The sequence below is a fragment of the Sciscionella sediminilitoris genome, assembly GCF_000737195.2.
Taxonomy (GTDB): domain Bacteria; phylum Actinomycetota; class Actinomycetes; order Mycobacteriales; family Pseudonocardiaceae; genus Sciscionella; species Sciscionella sediminilitoris.
The window spans coordinates 84506-104503 of record NZ_JALM01000005.1 but is presented as its reverse complement, the minus strand read 5'-3'; the positions used below and the strand labels follow the sequence as shown (position 1 = coordinate 104503).

General features: G+C 69.0%; 24 protein-coding genes and 2 riboswitches. Of the genes, 15 read left to right on the top strand and 9 right to left on the bottom strand.

The genetic code is table 11. The features are described from left to right. Positions 1-23: 23 nt before the first annotated feature. Complete coding sequence (locus AD72_RS02410; protein ID WP_197284860.1) at positions 24-296, bottom strand: DUF3263 domain-containing protein; 273 nt, start codon at positions 294-296, stop codon at positions 24-26. Positions 297-426: 130 nt separating this feature from the next. Between AD72_RS02410 and AD72_RS02405 the strand changes: the two genes are divergently transcribed. The 8 genes from AD72_RS02405 (at position 427) to thiD (AD72_RS02370) (ending at position 9086) form a co-directional block, all read left to right on the top strand. After that, positions 427-999, top strand: a complete 573-nt coding sequence (locus AD72_RS02405) for a peptide deformylase (protein ID WP_031464689.1) — start codon at positions 427-429, stop codon at positions 997-999. A 77-nt stretch (positions 1000-1076) separates the two neighbouring features. Next, positions 1077-1186: riboswitch (TPP riboswitch) on the top strand. Continuing rightward, the gene (gene thiC / locus AD72_RS02400; RefSeq protein ID WP_425480730.1) at positions 1174-2799 is read left to right on the top strand and encodes a phosphomethylpyrimidine synthase ThiC; all 1626 of its coding nucleotides are present in this window, start codon (positions 1174-1176) and stop codon (positions 2797-2799) included. Its footprint overlaps the riboswitch before it by 13 nt. Positions 2800-2963: 164 nt before the next feature. Then, positions 2964-3800 (top strand): bifunctional hydroxymethylpyrimidine kinase/phosphomethylpyrimidine kinase, encoded by an 837-nt coding sequence (gene thiD / locus AD72_RS02395; protein WP_031464687.1) that lies wholly within the window; start codon positions 2964-2966, stop codon positions 3798-3800. A gap of 98 nt (positions 3801-3898) precedes the next feature. Further along, complete coding sequence (locus tag AD72_RS02390; protein ID WP_051897747.1) at positions 3899-5338, top strand: purine-cytosine permease family protein; 1440 nt, start codon at positions 3899-3901, stop codon at positions 5336-5338. Next, positions 5293-6237, top strand: coding sequence for an FAD-dependent oxidoreductase (locus AD72_RS02385; protein WP_031464685.1), 945 nt, complete (start codon positions 5293-5295; stop codon positions 6235-6237). Before AD72_RS02390 ends, AD72_RS02385 begins: the two co-directional genes overlap by 46 nt. Next, complete coding sequence (locus AD72_RS02380; protein ID WP_031464684.1) at positions 6234-7448, top strand: M24 family metallopeptidase; 1215 nt, start codon at positions 6234-6236, stop codon at positions 7446-7448. Before AD72_RS02385 ends, AD72_RS02380 begins: the two co-directional genes overlap by 4 nt. Positions 7449-7458: 10 nt before the next feature. Further along, on the top strand, positions 7459-8214 hold the full coding sequence (locus tag AD72_RS02375) for a sulfite exporter TauE/SafE family protein (protein ID WP_031464683.1): 756 nt from the start codon (positions 7459-7461) through the stop codon (positions 8212-8214). A 20-nt stretch (positions 8215-8234) separates the two neighbouring features. Beyond that, positions 8235-9086, top strand: a complete 852-nt coding sequence (gene thiD / locus AD72_RS02370) for a bifunctional hydroxymethylpyrimidine kinase/phosphomethylpyrimidine kinase (RefSeq protein ID WP_051897745.1) — start codon at positions 8235-8237, stop codon at positions 9084-9086. Here the strand turns inward: thiD (AD72_RS02370) and AD72_RS02365 are convergent. After that, entirely contained in the window at positions 9042-9602 is a 561-nt protein-coding gene (locus AD72_RS02365; RefSeq protein ID WP_031464681.1) for a TetR/AcrR family transcriptional regulator, read from the bottom strand. The genes thiD (AD72_RS02370) and AD72_RS02365 overlap by 45 nt on opposite strands. A gap of 37 nt (positions 9603-9639) precedes the next feature. Here AD72_RS02365 and AD72_RS02360 point away from each other — a divergent pair, with 37 nt between their 5' ends. After that, positions 9640-10005, top strand: a complete 366-nt coding sequence (locus tag AD72_RS02360) for a DUF1707 SHOCT-like domain-containing protein (RefSeq protein WP_031464680.1) — start codon at positions 9640-9642, stop codon at positions 10003-10005. Positions 10006-10007: 2 nt separating this feature from the next. Here the strand turns inward: AD72_RS02360 and AD72_RS02355 are convergent, their stop codons facing one another. From AD72_RS02355 to thiO, 5 genes are all read right to left on the bottom strand, one after another. Then, positions 10008-10868, bottom strand: coding sequence for an SAM-dependent methyltransferase (locus tag AD72_RS02355; protein WP_031464679.1), 861 nt, complete (start codon positions 10866-10868; stop codon positions 10008-10010). 112 nt (positions 10869-10980) lie between these two features. Beyond that, positions 10981-11445 (bottom strand): MarR family winged helix-turn-helix transcriptional regulator, encoded by a 465-nt coding sequence (locus AD72_RS02350; protein WP_031464678.1) that lies wholly within the window; start codon positions 11443-11445, stop codon positions 10981-10983. A 76-nt stretch (positions 11446-11521) separates the two neighbouring features. Next, positions 11522-12283: a thiazole synthase gene (gene thiG, locus AD72_RS02345; protein ID WP_031464677.1), complete on the bottom strand. Its 762-nt coding sequence runs from the start codon at positions 12281-12283 to the stop codon at positions 11522-11524. Next, positions 12276-12473 carry a sulfur carrier protein ThiS gene (gene thiS / locus AD72_RS02340; protein WP_031464676.1) on the bottom strand — a complete coding sequence of 66 codons (198 nt, stop codon included), beginning with the start codon at positions 12471-12473 and terminating at the stop codon, positions 12276-12278. Before thiS ends, thiG begins: the two co-directional genes overlap by 8 nt. Beyond that, positions 12470-13534: a glycine oxidase ThiO gene (gene thiO / locus AD72_RS02335; protein ID WP_037344632.1), complete on the bottom strand. Its 1065-nt coding sequence runs from the start codon at positions 13532-13534 to the stop codon at positions 12470-12472. Before thiO ends, thiS begins: the two co-directional genes overlap by 4 nt. Further along, positions 13526-13635, bottom strand: a riboswitch (TPP riboswitch). (Overlaps the previous gene by 9 nt.) Positions 13636-13666: 31 nt before the next feature. On the opposite strand from thiO, the gene AD72_RS02330 reads away from it, so the two are divergent. Together AD72_RS02330 and thiE are read left to right on the top strand one after the other, a co-directional pair. After that, on the top strand, positions 13667-14050 hold the full coding sequence (locus tag AD72_RS02330) for a VOC family protein (RefSeq protein ID WP_031464674.1): 384 nt from the start codon (positions 13667-13669) through the stop codon (positions 14048-14050). 10 nt (positions 14051-14060) lie between these two features. Beyond that, the gene (gene thiE, locus AD72_RS02325; RefSeq protein WP_031464673.1) at positions 14061-14729 is read left to right on the top strand and encodes a thiamine phosphate synthase; all 669 of its coding nucleotides are present in this window, start codon (positions 14061-14063) and stop codon (positions 14727-14729) included. Here the strand turns inward: thiE and AD72_RS02320 are convergent. Further along, positions 14710-15732 (bottom strand): hypothetical protein, encoded by a 1023-nt coding sequence (locus AD72_RS02320; protein ID WP_031464672.1) that lies wholly within the window; start codon positions 15730-15732, stop codon positions 14710-14712. The genes thiE and AD72_RS02320 overlap by 20 nt on opposite strands. A gap of 133 nt (positions 15733-15865) precedes the next feature. Here AD72_RS02320 and AD72_RS02315 point away from each other — a divergent pair, with 133 nt between their 5' ends. From AD72_RS02315 to AD72_RS02305, 3 genes are all read left to right on the top strand, one after another. Then, on the top strand, positions 15866-16822 hold the full coding sequence (locus AD72_RS02315; RefSeq protein ID WP_031464671.1) for a threonine ammonia-lyase: 957 nt from the start codon (positions 15866-15868) through the stop codon (positions 16820-16822). A 71-nt stretch (positions 16823-16893) separates the two neighbouring features. Beyond that, positions 16894-17886, top strand: a complete 993-nt coding sequence (locus AD72_RS02310) for an SIS domain-containing protein (protein WP_031464670.1) — start codon at positions 16894-16896, stop codon at positions 17884-17886. Next, complete coding sequence (locus tag AD72_RS02305; protein ID WP_031464669.1) at positions 17883-18848, top strand: N-acetylglucosamine kinase; 966 nt, start codon at positions 17883-17885, stop codon at positions 18846-18848. Before AD72_RS02310 ends, AD72_RS02305 begins: the two co-directional genes overlap by 4 nt. Here AD72_RS02305 and AD72_RS02300 read toward each other — a convergent pair. Beyond that, positions 18830-19471, bottom strand: a complete 642-nt coding sequence (locus AD72_RS02300) for a DUF3159 domain-containing protein (RefSeq protein WP_031464668.1) — start codon at positions 19469-19471, stop codon at positions 18830-18832. The genes AD72_RS02305 and AD72_RS02300 overlap by 19 nt on opposite strands. Positions 19472-19546: 75 nt before the next feature. Here AD72_RS02300 and AD72_RS02295 point away from each other — a divergent pair, with 75 nt between their 5' ends. After that, complete coding sequence (locus tag AD72_RS02295) at positions 19547-19948, top strand: hypothetical protein (protein ID WP_051897743.1); 402 nt, start codon at positions 19547-19549, stop codon at positions 19946-19948. Positions 19949-19998 lie beyond the last annotated feature (50 nt).

Genomic DNA, 19998 nt, shown 5'->3' with positions numbered 1-19998 from the left:
CATTGATTCGCTCGCAGGCTCGCTCATATCTCGATCCCCAATCGGCTTGCCGCCCTCGCCCGTTGTCTACTCGAGCGGACCCTGCGCAGGCGCTTGACCAGCATCGGATCGGCCCGCATGGCTTCCTGCTTGTCCACGAGCGCGTTCAGCACCTGGTAGTACCGGGTGGAAGGCATGTCGAACAGCTCACGGATCGCGCGTTCCTTGGCCCCCGCGTACTTCCACCACTGCCGCTCGAAGGCAAGAATCTCCTGCTCACGGCTGGTCAGCCCGCTGGCTTCCATGTCGAACTCCATCCATGCACCGCCGACGCCGTGCCGTCCACACACGGGCGCCATGCGCGGTCATTACAACATGAGTCACACGCGTAACACGTACACCGACGCTCGGCGCGTCCGCATTTTCCACCCCGTTAGGCTCCCCACCATGATTCACCCGATCCGTATCGCAGGCGACCCGGTGCTGCACACGGCCACCGAACCGGTCACCGAGTTCGACGAGGAGTTGCGCGAACTCATCGAGGATATGTACGAGACGAACACCGCGGCGAACGGTGTGGGGCTCGCGGCGAACCAGATCGGCATCGGCAAACGGCTATTCATTTACGACTGCCCGGACGAGCAGATCAAGGCCCGGCGCAAGGGGGTCGTGGTCAACCCGGTCCTGGAAACCTCGGAGATCCCGGAGGGGATGCCGGACGAGGACGAGGACATGGAGGGCTGCCTCTCCGCTCCCGGCGAGGGGTACCCGACCGGGCGCGCGCAGTGGGCCAAGGTCACCGGCTTCGACGGGCACGGCAAACCGATCGAGGTCGAGGGCACCGGCTACTTCGCCCGCTGCCTGCAGCACGAGACCGGGCACCTGGACGGTTTCCTCTACCTGGACTGCCTCATCGGCCGCTACAAGCGCGAGGCGAAGCGGATGATCAAGCGCAACGGCTGGGGTGTTCCCGGGCTTTCCTGGAACCCCGGCGAGGACCCGGATCCGTTCGGGCACTGAGGTTTCCGGTTACCGGGGTTTCCGGTCGCCGAGCATCGACAAGCCCGGAGCGGACGGCTATCGTCGAGAGCGCCAATTGCATAACACGCGGGAGCTCATGGAAATGGGCTGAGAGGGCGGCTACACCGTCGCCGACCGCAGAACCTGTCCGGGTAATACCGGCGTAGGAAGGGGATGTTGATGAGCACGCTCGACGCTTCCGTCCGTCCGGCGATCACGCGAGGCCCGATCACCGGATCACACAAGGTCTACCAGGATTCCGTTCCGTTCCGGCGGGTGGAACTGACCAACGGCGAGCATCTGGACCTCTACGACACCTCCGGCCCGTACACCGACGAGGACGCGGAAATCGACCTGCACCGCGGCCTGCCCAAACTGCGTGAACCCTGGCGTGTCTCGGGAAACACTCAGCTCGGGAACGCGAAGGCCGGAGTCGTCACCGAGGAAATGCGGTTCATCGCGAAACGCGAGGGCGTGGATCCCGAATTCGTCCGGGCCGAGGTGGCCGCGGGCCGGGCGGTGATTCCCGCCAACCACCGCCATCCGGAATCCGAACCCATGATCATCGGCAAGAACTTCCTGGTGAAGATCAACGCCAATATGGGCAATTCCGCGGTGACCTCCTCGGTCGAGGAAGAGGTCGAGAAAATGGTGTGGGCGACCCGCTGGGGCGCGGACACCATCATGGACCTCTCCACCGGGAAACGGATCCACGAGACCCGGGAATGGCTGCTGCGCAATTCCCCGGTCCCGGTCGGCACCGTGCCCATGTACCAGGCGCTGGAGAAGGTCAACGGTGACCCGGCTGAGCTTTCCTGGGACATCTACCGGGAAACCATCATCGAGCAGTGCGAGCAGGGCGTGGACTACATGACCGTGCACGCGGGCGTGCTGCTGCGCTATGTGCCACTCACCGCGAACCGGGTGACCGGGATCGTCTCGCGCGGCGGCTCGATCATGGCCGCCTGGTGCCTCGCGCACCACAAGGAATCCTTCCTGTACACGCATTTCCGTGAGCTGTGCGAGATCCTGCGGGAATACGACGTGACCTTCTCGCTCGGCGACGGCCTGCGGCCCGGTTCCATCGCGGATGCCAATGACCGCGCGCAGTTCGCCGAACTGGAGACGCTCGGCGAACTCACCCACATCGCCCGCGAACACGATGTGCAGGTGATGATCGAGGGCCCCGGGCACGTGCCGATGCACAAGATCGCGGAGAACGTGCGCCTGGAAGAGGAACTGTGCGGGGAGGCGCCGTTCTACACGCTCGGGCCGCTCGCCACCGATATCGCGCCCGCCTACGACCACATCACCTCGGCGATCGGCGCGGCCCAGATCGGCTGGCTCGGCACCGCGATGCTCTGCTACGTCACCCCGAAGGAACACCTCGGGCTGCCCAACCGCGATGACGTGAAGGCAGGGGTCATCACCTACAAGATCGCCGCGCATTCCGCGGATATCGCGAAAGGGCACCCGCGCGCCCAGGAATGGGACGACGCACTGTCCACCGCCCGGTTCGAATTCCGGTGGACCGACCAGTTCAACCTCGCACTCGATCCGGACACGGCTCGCGCCTATCACGACGAGACACTGCCCGCCGAACCCGCGAAGACCGCGCATTTCTGTTCCATGTGCGGCCCGAAGTTCTGTTCCATGAAGATCACCCAGGACGTGCGGGAATACGCCAAGGCGAACAACCTGGAAACGGTCGAGGCTATCGAGGCCGGAATGCGGGAGAAATCCGAGGAATTCGCCGAGCGCGGATCCGAGGTCTACCTCCCGGTCGTGTCGGCGGACTGAACGATGTCGTGCCAAAACGGCAGAGCCGTTTGTTGCGCCCACGCAGGTGCCGTGCTGGTTTCCTCGGGGCAGTACATGAGGAGGAGATCCCGGAGCGAGGGGGCGGCTGAGGTTCTGCCACCCGCACCGCCACCCAAGCTCAGCCAAGAAAATCCGGAGTAATCATGCGAACGACGACCCCACCGACCGCGCTCACCATCGCCGGAACCGATTCCGGTGGCGGCGCGGGAATAGCCGCGGATCTGCGCGCGTTCTTCGCCTCCGGGGTGCACGGAATGCTCGCGGTCGCCGCGGTCACCGTGCAGAACTCGGTGGGTGTCGAGGGGTTCACCGAGCTGCCGGTATCGGTGGTCAGCGGCCAGATCGAGGCCGTGGCCACCGATATCGGTGTCGGTGCGGCCAAGACCGGGATGCTGCCGACCGCGGCGATCATCGAGACCGTGGCGCAGAGCGCGCGCACGGTCGGGATCGGCGGAGCGGACGGTTCCCCGTTCGTCGTGGACCCGGTCGCCGCCTCCATGCACGGCGATCCGCTGCTCCGCGAGGATGCCCTGGAAGCCTTGCGCGGCAAGCTGTTCCCGCTCGCCACCTTGATCACCCCGAACCTGGACGAGGTGCGGCTGCTCACCGGGATCGAGGCGAACGACCGGGAGGGTATGCACGCCGCCGCCCGGGCGCTGCACGCATTCGGCCCGCGGTGGGTACTGGTGAAGGCCGGGCATCTGCACGGCGAGGCGGACTGTGTGGATGTGCTCTTCGACGGGGCGGAGTTCCACGAACTGCCCGCCGAGCGAATGGCCACTTCCAACACCCACGGCGGCGGGGACACCATGGCCTCGGCCATCACGGCGGCGCTGGCCAAGGGCAAGGATGTGCCGAGCGCGGTCGAGTACGGGAAATGGTTCGTCACCAATGCCGTGCGGGACGGCTATCCGCACGGGAAGGGCGTCGGCCCGGTCTCCGCGTTCTGGCGGCTCGCCGACGACCCGCACCTCGACTGACCGCGCACGCATAACAACGCGCCGTACTGCATAGCAGCACGGTCGTAGGATCGTCAACGGTTGTATTGTTGACAATCTACAGACTAATCTCACCCGACATGGGTAGCTCAACGGCGAGCGGAGAGCGGCCGAACTTCCTCATCGAGAAACGCAGTATCGAGTTCATCCCGCACGAGCTGCGGCACGGCAAGCCGTCGGACCTGATGTTCGTGTGGTTCGGCGCGAACATGGAACTGCCGGTGGTCGCCGCGGGCGCGACCACGGTGGCCGGCGGGCTGAGCCTCGGCTGGGCCGTGGTGGCGATCCTGATCGGGGTGCTGTTCGGCACGCTGCTGATGGCCAGCCATTCCGCGCAGGGACCGCATCTCGGGCTGCCGCAGATGATCCAGAGCCGCGCCCAGTTCGGCTACTACGGGGCGGCGATCCCGCTCGTGTTCGTCGTGGTGATGTATCTGGGTTTCTACGCGGCCGGGGTGGTGCTCGGCGCACAGGCGCTCACCGCGGTTTTCGGGCTGCCGCTCCCCGTGTCGATCGTGCTGCTTTCCGCGCTGAGCCTGCTGGTCGCGATCTTCGGCTACAACGCGATCCACAAACTCGAGAAGTACCTGACCTACCTGGTCGCCGCGGTCTTCCTGATGCTCTCGGTACTGCTGATCTTCGTGGACAACCACCCGGTCGGCGCCGGAAAGACCGGATCCGGCTTCGCGCTCGGTCCGTTCCTGCTCGCCGTTTCGGTCACCGCGACCTCGCAACTCGGCTTCGCCCCGTACGTGGCCGACTATTCGCGCTATCTGCCCGAGAAGACCTCGATATCCAGCGTGTTCTGGTACACCTACACCGGGGTCGGGGTGAGCGGGGTCTGGCTGATGACGCTCGGCGCCGCGCTGCAGCAGCGGTTCGCGGGCGGTCCGGTGGAGGCCATCGGCACGATCGCCGGCCACGCCGGGCACTGGTTCGCCGTGGTCACCTATCTGACCCTGGCGATCGGGGTGCTCAGCATCAACGCGCTGAACATCTACGGCGGCTACATGGCCTCGCTGTCCTTTGTCACCACCTTCCTGCGCCGCTGGAAGGGCGGGCTCGCGCTGCGGCTCGCCTTCCTGATCCCGGTGGCCGCGCTGGCCACCTACATGGGTTTCCTCTACATGGACAACCTTCTCAACGCCTTCCGGACGTTCCTGGTCCTGGTGCTCACCCTGATGATTCCGTGGACGGCGATCAATCTCGTCGACTACTACGTGGTGCGCAAGGGCCGCTATGACGTGCACCAGATGCACGAGCCCAAGGGGATCTACGGGCGGATCAACGTGCCGGGCATGGTCTCCTACTTCGTCGGGTTCGCGGTGCAGATCCCGTTCATGAACAACGATGTATACACCGGGCCGATCGCGGATGCCTTGCACGGCGGGGACATCTCCTGGGTGATCGGCGCGATCGTCGCGGGGGCGATCTATCCGGTGCTGATGCGCGGCCGGATCAGCGAGGAGGTGAAATGCGAGCCGAGATCGCCGTCCTCGGTGCGGGCGTCTGCGGACTGACTGCCGCGATCGCCTTACAGGACAAGGGTTTCCGGGTCACCCTGCTCAGCGCCGAGGAACCGGAGCGGACCACATCGGCCGTGGCGGGTGCGACCTGGTTCCCCTACAAAGTGGACCCACCGGACCGGGTCAACCACTGGGCACAGGTGAGCAGGGCGGTGTTCGAGAAACTGCGCACCGACCCGGAAACCGGGGTGCTGCTGCGCGAGTGCCACCAGTTGTGGCGCAGCCCCGTAGCGCGCGAACCGTGGTGGGCCGAGGCGGTGGGCACCATCGGCAGACTGGCCAGGACCGAACTGCCGCCCGGTTTCGTGGACAGCTACGTGTTCGAGCAGCCGGTGATCGACATGCGCAGGTACCTGCCCTATCTGCGCGAGCGATTCGGTGCGGTGCAACGGATCCGGGTGAAATCGCTGGCCGAGGCGAGCGGGCACGGCGAGGTACTGGTCAACTGTTCCGGGCTCGCTGCCGGGAGGCTCGCCGGAGACCTCGGCGTGTACCCGATCCGCGGGCAGGTGGTCCGGGTGCGCAATCCGGGCATCGATCGGGTGCTCGCCGACTTCGACAATCCGGAAGGCGAGGCCTACATCATTCCGCAGCCGGACAGCTGCATCCTCGGCGGCACAACGGATTCCGCGGAGTGGAGCCTCACCGAGCGCGCCGCGGAAGCGGACCGGATCGTGGCCAGATGTGCCGGGCTGGATCCGCGGGTCGCCGAGGCGGAACGGCTCGAAGCGCGGCTCGGCCTGCGCCCCGCGCGCGCCGGCGGGGTTCGCCTGGAATCCCAGCGGCTCGCGAACGGCAGGCTGTGCGTGCACAACTACGGACACGGCGGCGCGGGCGTCACCCTTTCCTGGGGCTGCGCCGAGGAAATCGCGGAGATACTGGAGCAATCATGAACATCACCGGACTCGGCGAGGTCCGCCCCGCCCGCTGCCTCGAACCGGATGCGCTGGCCCGCGTCGGAGAGGCCGAACCACGCGCCTTCACCGAAGCGGAGTATGCCGGGCGGATCGCGCGGATCCGGGCCGGGCTCACCGAACTCGGCGCGGACGCGATCCTGGTGTTCCGTCCGTCCAGTGTGGACTATCTGAGCGGGTACTTCTCCGCGGAGACCGCGCCGCAGCCGCTGCTGGTCACCGCGGACGCGCTCTATCTCTACGTGCTGGATCTGGAGATCGGGCGTGCGGTGGCCAGTTCGGTCGGCGCGGACATCCTCTACTGCGACTATTCCACGATGCACCGGGCACTCGAAGCGATCTGCGGGCACGTCGCCCGGGTGTTGCCGCAAACCCGGCGGCTCGCCATCGATACGAGCGCGCCGAACACCCCGCCGATCGCACTCGAGGCACTACGCACCGCCGGAGTGTCCATTGTGGACGCCGACAATCTCGTCGAACGCCAACGGCTCGTGCTCTCCCCCGCCGAGCTCGACCACGTGCGCGCGGCGGCGGAGATCACCCAGCGCGGGGTGGACGCGGCGGTGGCCGCTGCCCGCGAACCGGGCGTCCTGGACAACGAGGTGGGTGCGGCGATCAGCGAGGCGCTGCTGCGCGAGGCCGACTCGAAATCCGCGTGGGGACCGGTCGTGGCGACCGGGGCGCGCGGCGGGATCGCGCACTCCACCTGGCGCGGAACCCCGCTGGAGGAGGTCACCTTCATCGAGTTCGCCGGAACCCATCGCCGGTATCACGCCCCGGTGATGCGCACCCTGTGCCGCGGCGAACCGCCGGAGAAGGCGCGCAGGCTCGAAGCCCTGGCCGGTACGGCGGTCGCCGCGGTGCTCGACGCCGCACGCCCGGGGGTGCCCTGTTCCCGGGTCGCCGAACACGCGCTGCGCGAACTCGGACCGCTGCGCGACGACGAGGTGTTCCACCACATGTTCGGCTACCCGATCGGGATCGCGCATCCGCCGCACTGGATGGACGGCGCACCGTTCTATCTCACCACCGCGAACGAGCAGCCGCTGCAGGCGGGCATGGTGTTCCACATCCCCGCCTCGTTCCGCTCGTTCGGTGTCATGGGGGTCGGGCTGAGCCAGACCTTCACCGTCACCGAGAACGGTGCCTGTGCCTTAACTCACGGATCTCCGGAACTCATCCCGATCTAGGGTTTCCCGCATGACGTGGTGGCATGGCGTGCTGATCGCGCTCGCCGGAGTCTGGGCGGGCACGATCAACACCGTCGTCGGTTCGGGAACCCTGGTCACGTTCCCGGTTCTGGTGGCGCTCGGCTATCCGCCGCTGACCGCGACCACATCCAATGCCATCGGGCTGATCACCGGGACCATCACCGGAGCCTACGGGTACCGGCACGAGCTGACCGGGCAGCGCGATCGCCTGCTGCGCTACGGGATCGCCTCGTTCTTCGGTGCCATCGGGGGAACCGCGCTGCTGCTTTCCCTTCCGCAGGACGCGTTCGAGTCCGTCGTTCCGGTGCTCGTCGGGATCGCCGTGCTGCTGGTGATCGTCCAGCCCAAGGTCTCGGCCATGGTGCGCAAGCGAAGGGGCGGCGAGGACGCCGGGCATTCCGGGCCACTGCTGTATTTCCTCGTCTTCCTCATCGGGATCTACGGCGGCTACTTCACCGCGGCCCAGGGCATCATGCTGGTCGGGGTGATGGGCCTGCTGCTGCACGACCCGTTGCAACGGCTCAACGCCTTCAAGAACGTGCTCTCCGCGATCGTGAACGTGGTCGCGGGCGCCATCTACGCGTTCATCGCGCCGATCAGCTGGCCGGTGGTGGGAATCCTCGCGGTCAGTTCCATCCTCGGTGGCCTGCTCGGCGCGAAGATCGGCCGCAAGCTCTCCCCGACCGTGCTGCGCTCGGTGATCGTGGTCATCGGAATCGCGGCGATCGTGCGCCTGCTGCTGTAGCCACGCGTTACCCTGGCCGGGTGACTTTCCCACTGCCGTTGCCAGGGACCACGCCGCCGACCGCGCTGACCATCGCGGGTTCCGATTCCGGTGGCGCGGCCGGTCTGCAGTCGGATCTGCGGACGTTTCTCGCCTGCGGGGTGCACGGGCTGGTCGCGGTGACGGCGGTGACCGTGCAGAACACCCTCGGGGTGCACGGGCGCCATGACATCCCGGCCGAGACGGTGGCCGCGCAGATCGAGGCGGTGGCCGCCGATATGGGTGTCGGCGCGGCGAAAACCGGCATGCTCGCCTCCGCCCCGATCATCGAGGCGGTCGCCGATGCCTGTGCACGGCTGGGCATCGGGGACCGTATTCCGTTCGTCGTGGATCCGGTCGCCGCCTCCATGACCGGTGAGGCGCTGTTCGACACCGCGGGGCAGCGCGCACTCATCGATCGCCTGCTGCCGCGCGCCACGGTGCTGACCCCGAACCTGGACGAGGTGCGGCTGCTCACCGGGCTCCAGGTGCGGGACCGGGAAGGCATGCACGAGGCCGCGAAGATCCTGCACGGCATGGGACCGCGATGGGTGCTGGTCAAGAGCGGGCACCTGGAAACCGACCCGGAATGCGTCGATCTGCTCTACGACGGCACCAGTTTCACCGAGCTGCCCGGTCCCCGGTTCGGCACCACGCACACGCACGGCGCGGGCGATGCGATGGCCTCGGCGCTCACCGCGGGGCTCGCGCACGGGATGCCGATGACCGATGCGGCCCGCGCGGCCAAATGGTTCGTCACCGAATCCGTGCGCGCGGCCTACCCCATCGGCGCGAAAGTCGGGCCGGTTTCAGTGTTCTGGCGCCTCCAGGACGGCGGCGACACTCGTCCGTAGCGCCGCGAGCGCCGCGGTGCGCGACTGCGAACCGTAGAGCAGGCGCAGCGCGAGCCCGTCCGAGACCGCGAACAACGCCGAGGCCGCGGCCGCGGACAGCCCGGTGAACGCGATCAACGCGTCCAGCACTTCCCGGTCCAGTTCGCGCAGCCGCGCCGCGATCCGCTCGTCGCGTGCGGCGCGCAGCGCGAACTCGTGCAGTACAAGGGCATCCAGCCGACTCTGCTCGTCGAGCGGCAGGGTCGCCGCGACCAGCGCGGTGACCGTCTCCGCCCGGTCCGTTCCGCGCGGGACCGCCGCGATCCGGTCGCCCGAGCGCTCGCAGTAGAGCTCGAACGCCGCGGTGAGCAGTTCCTCCTTGGTGGCGAAGTACTTCTGCACCGCGCCTGGCGAACGACCGGCGGCCGCGGCCACGGTGCGCACGCTCACCGCCTCGATCCCCTGTTCGGCGAGCACCCGCAGCAAGGCGAGCGCGATCTCCCTGCGGACCGCGTCCCGGTCGACAATCTTCGGCACGGTGTTTAAGATACATTCGTATCTCAAAGGAGGGAACATGCGGGCTTCGGATGCGGAACGGGAGGCCGTCGCGGGCCGGCTCGCCGACGCGATGGGTGAAGGGCGACTCGATCTCGCCGAGTACGAACACCGGCTGGACCGGGCGAACGAGGCGGTCACCACCGAGGAACTCGACGCACTGCACGGCGATCTGCCGCGCAGCCGCGCCGAGCGGGACCGCGAGGAACGCCATGCCTGGCGCGCGGAGTGGAGCTATTTCCTCGGCGGATCGGTGCTGCTGACCGCGATCTGGGGCGGGATCTGCCTGGTGCACGGGGAGCTGCGGTTCTTCTGGCCGGGGATCCCGATCGGCATCTGGGCGCTGATCCTGGTCAGCTACCTGTTCTGGCCGGAACGCGACTGAAGCTACCGGCGCGCCACCAGGAACCGGTTGGCGCGCGCCAGCGTCCCGCCGTCCTCCGGCAGCCGACGCTCGTAGCGCTGCTCCAGTTCCGCCGCACCCGTCTCGGCGGTCGCCCAGCCCGCCCAGCGCAACCACTCGCCCGGATCGCGGCGGGGCTCCGCGCTGAACAGTCCCTGGAGGTCGACCCCCAGCGCCTGGGCGGTGTCCACCACGAAGGAGTCCTCGAACATCTCGGTGAAGTTCCCGTCGTGAATCTGCACCGCGAGCGCGCTCCCCGGGGCGGAGAGCGCGTGGATCCGGTCGAACAGCTCCTCCTCGGCGCGCCCCGGCAGATAGGGCAGCAGGCCTTCGGCGAGCCACACCGAGGGCTCGTTCGGATCGAACCCGGACTCGCGCAGCGCGGTGACCCAGTCATCGCGCAGATCGGTGGGCACCGCGGTGCGGGCACCGGCCGGTTCGGCTCCTTCGGCGTCCAGCACCTGCTGCTTGAACTCGAGCACCTTCGGCTGGTCGACCTCGAACACCCGGCAGTTCGCCGGAAGGGCGAGCCGGTAGGCGCGTACATCCAGCCCGGCGGCGAGGATCACCACCTGGCTCGGCTTGGCTTCGAGCAGGAAGTCGTCGAGGAACCGGGTGCGCAGCGCCATGTGCGTGGCCATCTGCTCCCAGACCGGCCCCTCCGCGTCCTCCGGCCGGGTCGGCAACGGTTCGGGCGGGTTCGCCGCGTGCACGAACCGCTCCGCGAACGGATCTTTCACCAGCGGTGCCGCACTGTTCGCCTCCAGCGCGCGCCCGGCAGCGACCGCGAGCGCGGTCAGCCCGACGCTGGAGACGATGTCCCACTGCTGGTATTCGACCGTCATACCCACACCTCCACACCGAGGAATACTTGGTTAGTGGTACTAACCAAGTATTAGCACGATGTAGCCGGGCGGGTACATAAAGCATCCCCACTGCGGGTGCGTGAGCTCGATCTCAGTCGTCGGAGATCAGGGTTTCCAGCGAATCCAGGGCCTCGAACAGGGTCTGGCGTTGTGCCTGGTCGAGCCGATCCAGGCGGCGGTGCAGTTCCTGCATGCGCGAGGACCGCATCTCCATGATCATCGCCCGGCCGAGCTCGGTCGGCGCGACCAGCGAGGCACGGCCGTCGGCGGGATCGGGTTCCCGCGCCACATAACCCTTGTCCACCAGCGCGGCGATCATCCGCGAGAGGGTCGGCGCGGCCACCCCTTCCTTGGCCGCGAGGTCGCCGAGCCGCATGGCATCCGAGACGACGAGCGTGGCCAGGGCCGAGACGGCGCCGTGCCCGAGACCGTGCATGTCCCCGCGCCTGCGCAGGGACCGGGACAGCCGCGCGACGACGAGGTACAGCCGTTTGGTGGCATCGTCGCTCGTCGGGTCCTCTGAAGCCGAGGAACTCGATAGTTGTCCAGTCGTCATAGCCCGCATCCTCTCTGCGTTGTGCAGGCAACGAGCGAACCATGTCCGATGTTCCGCGTTTGTCAGGGTCGCCGTGTCAGGACTCGGGCGCCGGGCTGGACGCCTGTGCCCAGAACCGTTTCGGGATGCGCCCAGCGCAGCGCGCATGCCTGCCCGCGAGCACGGCGTGCCGCATCGCGGTGGCCATCCCCTCCGGATCACTCGCCCTGGTGACGGCGGTGGCGAGCAGGACACCGGCGCAACCGAGCTCCATGGCCAGTGCGGCATCGGACGCTGTCCCGATCCCGGCGTCCAGGATGATCGGCACCTGCGCGCGTGCCACGATCAGCTCGATGTTGTGCGGGTTGTTGATGCCCAGACCGGTGCCGATGGGCGAACCGGCGGGCATCACGGCGGCACAACCGGCCTGTTCCAGGCGCAGCGCGAGCACCGGATCGTCATTGGTGTACGCGAGCACGGTGAACCCGTCCTCGACGAGCTGTTCGGCCGCCTCGAGCAATTCCACCGGTTCGGGAAGCAGCGTCTGCTCATCGGCGACCACCTCGAGCTTGACCCAGTCGGTCTCCAGCGCTTCCCTTGCCAGCTGCGCGGTGAGCACGGCCTCGGCGGCGGAGCGGCAGCCCGCGGTGTTCGGCAGCGGGGCGATGCCGTTGCGCCGCAACAGGTCGAGCACACCGGTTCCGTTCTCGGCGTCCATCCTGCGCATGGCAACGGTGGTCAGTTCGGTCCCCGAGGCGAGCAGGGCCCGTTCGAGCACGGCGAGATTGCCCGCTCCCCCGGTTCCGGTGATCAGTCGCGAGCCGAACTTGGTGCCCGCGATCACGAGCGCGTCATCCACCTTGCACCGCCGTGAGAATCTCGACCTTCGCGCCCTCGCTGAGCACGGTTTCCGACCATTGCCCGCGCGCGACGACCCGCCCGTCCACGGCCACGGCGACCCCGCGTTCCGGGGTGCCGAGCGCGTCGAGCAGTTCGGTCAGCGCGCCCTCGCGCAGTTCGTGCACCTGACCGTTCGCGGTGACTTTCATACCAACTCCTCAAGGAACATCTCGGTGATCCGGTCGGCGGTGAGCGGGGCGAGCAGCAGACCGTTGCGGTGGTGCCCCGCGGCGGCGATGACCCCGTCGGAGAGCGCGCCGAGCACGGGAGCGTTGTCGACGCTTCCCGCGCGCACCCCGGCGCAGACCTCGGTCAGCTCGTAGTCCGCGAGGCTCGGCGCCAGGGTCTCGGCATCGGCGATCAGGTCGCGCACCCCGCCGAGCGCGGGCGCGGTGTCGAAACCCGCCTCGTACTGCGTGGCCCCCAGCACGATCTCCCCGTCCGCCCTCGGCACCAGGTAGACCGGGCGCCCGTGCACGATGCCGCGCACGGTTTTCCCTTGCGGGGGAAGCGAACCGCGCCGGGCACGCAGCCGCAGCACCTCGCCCTTGATGGGCCGCACCGTTTCGGCGAGCTCCGGATGCAGCCGCGCGCTCCACGCCCCCGCGGCGAGTACCACCGAATCGGCCTCGAACACGGTGCCCTGTTCGGTGCGCACCCGGCGGGCCCCGATCTCGGTCACCCGCTCCGGGACGTGCGCCGCGCCGTGTTCGGTCGCGGCGGCGAGCAATCCGCGCAGCAGCGCACGGTTGTCCACGGCGAGATCGCCCGGCATGTGCAGCCCGCCGCGTACCGCGGGCCCGAGCAGGGGTTCCATCCGCCGCAACCGGGAACCGGTCAGCTTCTCCACCGGGTGCCCGAGGTGATCGAGGTACCCGGCGAGGGTGTCGAGCACTTCCCGGTCGGCGGTGTCCACCCCGGTGAGCAGGGTTCCCTCGGTGCGCAGCAGCGGATCGTGCCCGTCCTCGGCGAGTTCGGCGGCGAACCGCGGCCACCGCTCGATCGAGTCGAGGCCGAGCCGCAGTGCCTCCTCGTCGCCCGGCCAGGCCTCCGCGATCGGGGCGAGCATGCCGCCCGCCACCCAGGAGGCCGAGGCGTGCGGATCCGGGTCCAGGATGGTGACCCGATGACCCGCGCGGGCCGTGCGCCACGCGATCGAGCACCCGATCACGCCCGCACCGACCACGATGATTTCCCGTTGCGACCGCATTCCCACGCTCCCTGCGCCGGCATTATCCGGATCAGGTTCGACGGTCGGGACCGGCTCAGGTCCCCTCTCAGCCGGTCACCCCGGCTCCCGTGCGAACACCACAACCCTACTCCCCGGGCTACCGTTGCCCGCATGGCGACGAGGATTTTCCGCCTCACGATCGCGGTCGGCGATATCGAGCGGGCGGCGGAGTTCTACGCGAGCGTGCTCGGCGAGCCGGGCGAACGAGTGTGGACGAACCGGCACTACTTCCACTGCGGCGAGGTCGTGCTCGCCTGCGTACAGCCCGCCGCGGAGGTCGTCATCCCGCATCCCGCCGGCGATCCGCGGATCGTGTACCTGGCCGTCGAGGACCTGGAGGCGGTGCACGCGCGGCTGCGTGCCGCCGGGCCCGCGCGGGTGGACGACGGGATCACCACGCAGCCCTGGGGCGAGCGCAGTTGCTACGCGGAGGATCCGTTCGGCAACCAACTGTGTTTCGTGGACGCGGACACCGTTTACCGGGGCGCCCGTTAGGGTCGACACCATGCCTGGATTCGATGGGGAGCAACGCAGACAGCGCCTGGACCGCGCACGGCTTTACCTGTGCACGGACGCTCGCGGCGAGCAGGGGGACCTCGCGGAGTTCGCCGATGCGGTGCTCTCCGGCGGGGTGGACATCCTGCAGTTGCGGGACAAGACCGGGGGTGCGCCGCTCGAAGCCGCCGCGGAACTGGCCGCGCTCGAAGTGCTCGCCGAGGCGTGCGCCCGGCACGGCGCACTGCTCGCGGTGAACGACCGGGCCGATATCGCCCGGTTCGCCGGTGCGGATGTGCTGCATCTCGGCCAGGACGATCTGCCCGTCGAACTGGCCAGGGAGATCGTCGGCGAGGACGTGCTCATCGGGCGTTCCACGCACTCCACCGCCCAGGCCAGGGCCGCCGAGGCACAGGCCGGGGTGGACTACTTCTGCGCGGGTCCGTGCTGGCCTACCCCGACCAAGCCCGGTCGCCCTGCCCCCGGGCTCGATCTGGTTCGCGGAGTCGCCGAGCTCGCCACCGAACGGCCCTGGTTCGCGATCGGCGGGATCGATGCCGAACGCCTGGACGAGGTGCTGGACGCGGGTGCCTCGCGCATCGTCGTGGTGCGCGCGCTCACCGAGGCCGAGGATCCACGGCGCGCCGCGGCCGAACTGGTCAGCCGGCTCCCGGCGTAGTCTCCGGGGCGTTCTTGCCCTGCGGGTTCTGGTACTGCTGCTGCCCCTGCTGGTCGTTCTGCCCGGTCGGCTGCTCGTTGCCGCCGGTCTCGCGGGTCGGCGCGGTTGTCGTCGTGGTTTCCCGCGTGGTGGTCGTGGTGGTCCCGGTCTCCTCGGTCCCGTTCGGACTGCCGCCGGTGTTCTTGTCCTGCTCGCTCGGCGACTGGTCCTTGTTCTTGGTCGAGGTGTCCCCGCTGACCAGCCTGCCGAACGAGGTACCGCCCTGCCCTCCGGACAGCGGTCCACCGGAAAGCAGCTCGATCGCGCTCACTCCGCCGACACCGATCACGAAGACCAGCACGAACATGCCGACCAGCAGCTTCAGGTGTCTTCGCCACCAGGGCGGGCCCGCTTGAGCCTCCGGCTCGGCCGGTGGCCGGTGTCCGGTCGGCACACCCTGCTGCTGGGTCCGCTGTTGCTGGGTCGGCTGCTGCGCCGGGCCACTCGGCCCCATGTACCGGGTGCGCTGCTCGTGCATCGGGGTGGCGAGGTTCGCGATCTGCTCGGTCGGGTCCACCGGACGGTAGGCCCGGGCCGTGGTCGCCCGTCCTGGGGTGTTCTGCTGCAGCGGCGAGGTACGCGGCTGCTGGTACGGCTGCGGACCCTGCTGAGTGCGCTGCGCCTGCTGGGGCTGCTGCGCCTGCCGGGTCCCTGGGGACTGCGCATTCGGGGACTGGGCATTCGGGGACTGGGCGCCCGAGGCCCGGGCGGTGGAGGGCTGCGCGCGCAAGGCTCCCGTATTGCGCGCGGCCTTCTTCGCCGCTTCCGTCGTCTTCTCCGCGCCGCGCTGGAAGACCGCCGCGCCGACGGTGGAGATCACGCTCGCCACTCCGGCACCGATGACCGTCCCGGAGAAGCCGAAGAAGGAACCGAGCACGGCGGAGGCGATCGCCGCGAGGGCATACGCCAGCACCTGAACGGGCTTGATACCAAGCCCCTTGTCTTCCTCGGAATCCTTACTCACTTCGTCCCCGCCGATAAATTTTGATCTCGAACAGTTAACGTCGAAAACCCCCTCGGTGTTACAAGGCTAGCACGAACGTGTCCGAGCACACGCCCATCTGTCCACATTGGACACTCAGGGTAAGATCGGTGTTATGAAACTCGTTGACAGCACGGCGATCGCGGCCGCGGCGGACCGGATCGCCGGTTCCGTGGTGCGCACTCCACTACTCCCCTCGTTCCTCGGCGACGCTGACCGCGAACTATTGCTGAAACCCGAAAATCTTCAGCCGATCGGCGCGTTCAAACTGCGCGGCGCGGTCAATGCGATCCGTTCACTGGAGCGGCCGAATGGAGTAGTCGCGTACTCCAGTGGAAACCACGCCCAGGCGGTCGCCTACGCCGCGAAGCTCGCCGGACTGCCCGCGGTGATCGTGATCGAGGAGACCGCGCCCGCCCGCAAGATCGAGGCGACCCGGGGCCACGGGGCCGAGGTGGTGCTCACCGACCCCGAGGAGCGGGAGAGCACCGCGCACCGGCTCGCCGCCGAACGCGAATACACGCTCATCGCCCCGTTCGACGACCCCGCGGTGATCGCCGGACAGGGCACCATCGGCAGCGAGATCGCCGAGGACGCACCGGAGATCGCCGCGGTACTGGTGCCGATCAGCGGTGGCGGGCTCGCCTCGGGCATCGCGGCCGCGGTCAAGGCGCACTGCCCGGAGGCGCTGGTCTACGGGGTGGAACCGGAACTGGCCGCGGACACCAAGGAATCCCTGGAAGCGGGCACGATCCGGGAATGGTCGCGCGCCGATCGGGGCCGCACCATCGCCGACGGGCTGCGCAGCACTCCCTCCGAGCTCACCTTCGCGCACCTGCGCGCGCACCTGGACGGCGTGCTCACGGTGACCGAGGAGCAGATCACCGGCACGGTCCGGCGGCTCGCACTCGAGGCGCGCCTGATCGCCGAACCGAGCGGTGCCGTGGCCCCGGCCGCCTTCCTGCACCACGGTGCCGCGCTGCCGCAGGGCCGGATCGCCGCGGTGGTCTCCGGCGGGAACATCGACCCGGTCCTGCTCGGCGAGGTGTTCACGGACGCGCACGCACGGTGAACCCGAACCGGTACCGAGCGTACGAGCCAGGAGACGACTAGCCTGGCAGCGTGACCGAACCAGGGGCGCTCATGCGCGCGGAGATCGCAGAACAGCCGGCCGTACTCGACGGCATCGTCGCCAACCACGGGGTCATCGCCGAGGCGGGCGCCCGGATCGCGGCCCACAAGCCACGGTTCGTGCTGCTGGCCGCCCGCGGTTCCTCGGATCACGCGGCGCTGTACGCGAAGTACCTGATCGAAACGCTGGTCCAGCTGCCGGTCGGGCTCGTCTCACCGTCCACCACGACCATCTACGGCGCCCGGCCGGATCTGACCGACGTCGTGCTGATCACCGCGAGCCAGAGCGGCGGCTCCCCCGACCTGCTCGAGGTCACCGAGGCCGCGAAGGCCGCGGGCGCGCTCACCGTCGCGGTGACCAACACCCCGGACTCCGCCCTGCACAAGACGGCGGAGCTCGCGGTGGACATGGGCGCGGGCGCCGAACGCGCGGTGGCCGCGACCAAGAGCTACACCGCGACCCTGCTCGCCCTGTACCTGCTCATCGACGCCTGGCGCGGTGGCAAGGCCGAGCATGCGAGGGACATCGGCTCGCTCGCGACCGGTGCGCTGCAGGTGCCGGTCGCCGAGGCCGCGGACCGGTACCGGTTCGCCGACCGGCTGATCGCCTGCGGCCGCGGTTATTCGCTGGCCAGTGCGCACGAGGCGGGCCTGAAGCTCGCCGAGACCGCCTACCTGGCGACCCGTTCCTACAGCGGGGCGGACCTGCTGCACGGCCCGGTGGCCGCGGTGGACCGCCAGACCCCGGTGCTGGCGATCACCAGCGCGGGCAAGGGCGGGGCGGCCATGGGCCCGGTGCTGGACACGGTACGGGCGGCGGGCGCGGACCTGCTGACCGTCGGCTCGGCGGAGAACGCGAACCTGCGCACCCCGGAGTGCGCGGAGGAGCTCGCCCCGGTGCTGGAGATCATCCCGGTGCAGCAGATCGCCCTCGAGCTCGCGCTGGCCCGCGGCGGCGATCCGGACAACCCGCGCGGCCTGCACAAGGTCACCGAGACCCGATGAACTCGCTCGTGGTCGGCATCGACGCCGGCGGCACCTCGACCAGGGCCAAGCTCGGCAGGCTGGACGGAACCGTGCTCGGCAACGCGCGCGGGGAGGGCTCGAACCCCAATTCGTATCCGCCCGAGGTGGCCGCGGGCCGGATCGCCGATACGGTCCGCGCCGCGCTCGGCGAACACGACCCCGGCCAGGTCGGCGCCGCGGTGCTCGGACTGGCCGGGGACTCCAAACTGGTGGATCCCGAGATCGCCGCGATCTTCGAGAAAGCCTGGCGCAGCACCGGGATCGACTGCGAGCTGACCGTGCTCTCCGATGTGGAGATCGCCTTCGCCTCGGCGACCGGCGCCCCTTCGGGTACCGCGCTGGTCGCGGGCACCGGTTCGATCGCGGTCGGGGTGCGCGAACACCGCAAGGTCCGGCTCGCCGGTGGCTACGGCTGGCTGCTCGGCGATGAGGGCTCCGGATTCTGGCTCGGCCGCGAGGCGATCCGGGCCTGCCTGGACACCCTCCTACTGGAGGACGGCGAACTCGGCCCGCTCGCCCGCGCGGTCTACGAGCAGGCGGTCGGACCGCTCACCGTGGAACACGGCTTCGACCGGCGGCGCGCCCAGTCCAGCGAGGTGATCACCGCGGCCAATGCCGACTCACCGATCCGGGTCGCCCGGTTCGCCCCACTGGTCAGCGAGGCCGCACTCGCCGGGGACGAGTCCGCGATCCGGATCCTGGACGCCGCGGTCGAGCACCTGGTCCGGCTGGCCATGACCGCGCGCGGCACGGACACCGGCCCTGTGGTGCTCACCGGCGGGCTGATCGGCCCCGGTGGCCCGCTCACCGACCGGCTGCGGGCCCGGCTGGAAGCGGTGACCGGTGCCGAACCGCTCGGTTCCGGGGACGGCGGGGACGGCGCCGCCTGGCTCGCCGCGAAACTGCTGGACGACTCCGCGCCTCACCCGGTGACCGGGTGACGGATCCCGGGATGCTCGCGCGGTAGCACCCGCTGGAACACCAGCCAGGAAACGGCGAGGCAGACCACCTGCACCGGCCAGGAAAGGGCCAGCCGCGCGATCCCGAGCGCGACCGTCTCGTCGGCGAGCCAGAGCGGCACGTAGACCGCGATCCGCAGCAGGTACTGGGCGACCCACACCAGGCTGGCCAGGCAGTAGGCGCGCACCAGCGCGGGATCCTTGCGCCAGCGGGTCTTCTGGCCGAGCACCACCCCGACGATGATCCCCAGGAACGGCCAGCGCACCACGATGCTGGCCAGCCAGGCGAGCGCGGATGCGGCGTTGGAGAGCAGCTGGAGCAGGAAGAAGTCCGCGGCGCGCCCGGTGTGCAGCGCGATCAGGGCGGCGATCACCACCAGCGCGACACTCACGATGACCGCGCGCGGTTTCTCCTTACGGATCAGCCGGAGAACGGCGATCACCAGGGCGAGCCCGATCGCCGAGGCCGCGCCGATCTCGATGGACTGACCGCTCGCGAGCCATCCGATGACGAACCCGACCGGTGGCAGGCTCGCGTCGATCGCAGCGGTTCGCCCCCCGAGCAGGCTCGCGAACGATTCCCGCCGCTGCTCAGTTCTGTCCACCTACTTAGTGTCCCCTAACTCGCCCCGTTGGCACCAATACGCGAAAATCACACCGAGAAGGCGCATACTTCCATCATGCACAAGGCTCTTGCAGAGGCCGATCGCGCCGGTATCTGGCTGTTGCGCGGAAGCAGCGCCCTGCTCCTGGTGTTTCTGATATTGCAGGGAGTGACCGCGGGAGCCGTGCTCGGGGGCTCGAACACCGCGATAACCCTGCACAGCCTCGGCGCCTACTTCGTCCATGCCACGGCACTGCTGGCCGCCCTCAGCGCGCTCTGGCTGTGGCGCCGCGGCCATCTGCTCTGGCCGACCGTGCTCGGCGCTGTGGTGCTGGTGCTGACCTTCGTACAGGCGACGCTCGGGGACGCGGAGGTGATGGCCGCGCACGTCCCGGTCGCCCTGTTGCTCGTCGCGCTGACCGTGACCCTGCTCGTGCACGCGTGCCAGATCACTACGCAGCGCACACGTTTTCGGTAACACCGGCCCACGGGTTCGCCGATACAACCTACGGCATGGTAACTGACGGT

Bases quoted from the DNA above. Each gene is read 5' to 3' on its own strand.
- AD72_RS02410 (WP_197284860.1), bottom strand. From the start codon at position 296: ATGGAGTTCGACATGGAAGCCAGCGGGCTGACCAGCCGTGAGCAGGAG.
- AD72_RS02405 (WP_031464689.1), top strand. From the start codon at position 427: ATGATTCACCCGATCCGTATCGCAGGCGACCCGGTGCTGCACACGGCC.
- thiC (WP_425480730.1), top strand. From the start codon at position 1,174: ATGTTGATGAGCACGCTCGACGCTTCCGTCCGTCCGGCGATCACGCGA.
- thiD (WP_031464687.1), top strand. From the start codon at position 2,964: ATGCGAACGACGACCCCACCGACCGCGCTCACCATCGCCGGAACCGAT.
- AD72_RS02390 (WP_051897747.1), top strand. From the start codon at position 3,899: ATGGGTAGCTCAACGGCGAGCGGAGAGCGGCCGAACTTCCTCATCGAG.
- AD72_RS02385 (WP_031464685.1), top strand. From the start codon at position 5,293: ATGCGAGCCGAGATCGCCGTCCTCGGTGCGGGCGTCTGCGGACTGACT.
- AD72_RS02380 (WP_031464684.1), top strand. From the start codon at position 6,234: ATGAACATCACCGGACTCGGCGAGGTCCGCCCCGCCCGCTGCCTCGAA.
- AD72_RS02375 (WP_031464683.1), top strand. From the start codon at position 7,459: ATGACGTGGTGGCATGGCGTGCTGATCGCGCTCGCCGGAGTCTGGGCG.
- AD72_RS02360 (WP_031464680.1), top strand. From the start codon at position 9,640: ATGCGGGCTTCGGATGCGGAACGGGAGGCCGTCGCGGGCCGGCTCGCC.
- AD72_RS02355 (WP_031464679.1), bottom strand. From the start codon at position 10,868: ATGACGGTCGAATACCAGCAGTGGGACATCGTCTCCAGCGTCGGGCTG.
- AD72_RS02350 (WP_031464678.1), bottom strand. From the start codon at position 11,445: ATGACGACTGGACAACTATCGAGTTCCTCGGCTTCAGAGGACCCGACG.
- thiS (WP_031464676.1), bottom strand. From the start codon at position 12,473: ATGAAAGTCACCGCGAACGGTCAGGTGCACGAACTGCGCGAGGGCGCG.
- thiO (WP_037344632.1), bottom strand. From the start codon at position 13,534: ATGCGGTCGCAACGGGAAATCATCGTGGTCGGTGCGGGCGTGATCGGG.
- AD72_RS02330 (WP_031464674.1), top strand. From the start codon at position 13,667: ATGGCGACGAGGATTTTCCGCCTCACGATCGCGGTCGGCGATATCGAG.
- thiE (WP_031464673.1), top strand. From the start codon at position 14,061: ATGCCTGGATTCGATGGGGAGCAACGCAGACAGCGCCTGGACCGCGCA.
- AD72_RS02315 (WP_031464671.1), top strand. From the start codon at position 15,866: ATGAAACTCGTTGACAGCACGGCGATCGCGGCCGCGGCGGACCGGATC.
- AD72_RS02310 (WP_031464670.1), top strand. From the start codon at position 16,894: ATGCGCGCGGAGATCGCAGAACAGCCGGCCGTACTCGACGGCATCGTC.
- AD72_RS02305 (WP_031464669.1), top strand. From the start codon at position 17,883: ATGAACTCGCTCGTGGTCGGCATCGACGCCGGCGGCACCTCGACCAGG.
- AD72_RS02295 (WP_051897743.1), top strand. From the start codon at position 19,547: ATGCACAAGGCTCTTGCAGAGGCCGATCGCGCCGGTATCTGGCTGTTG.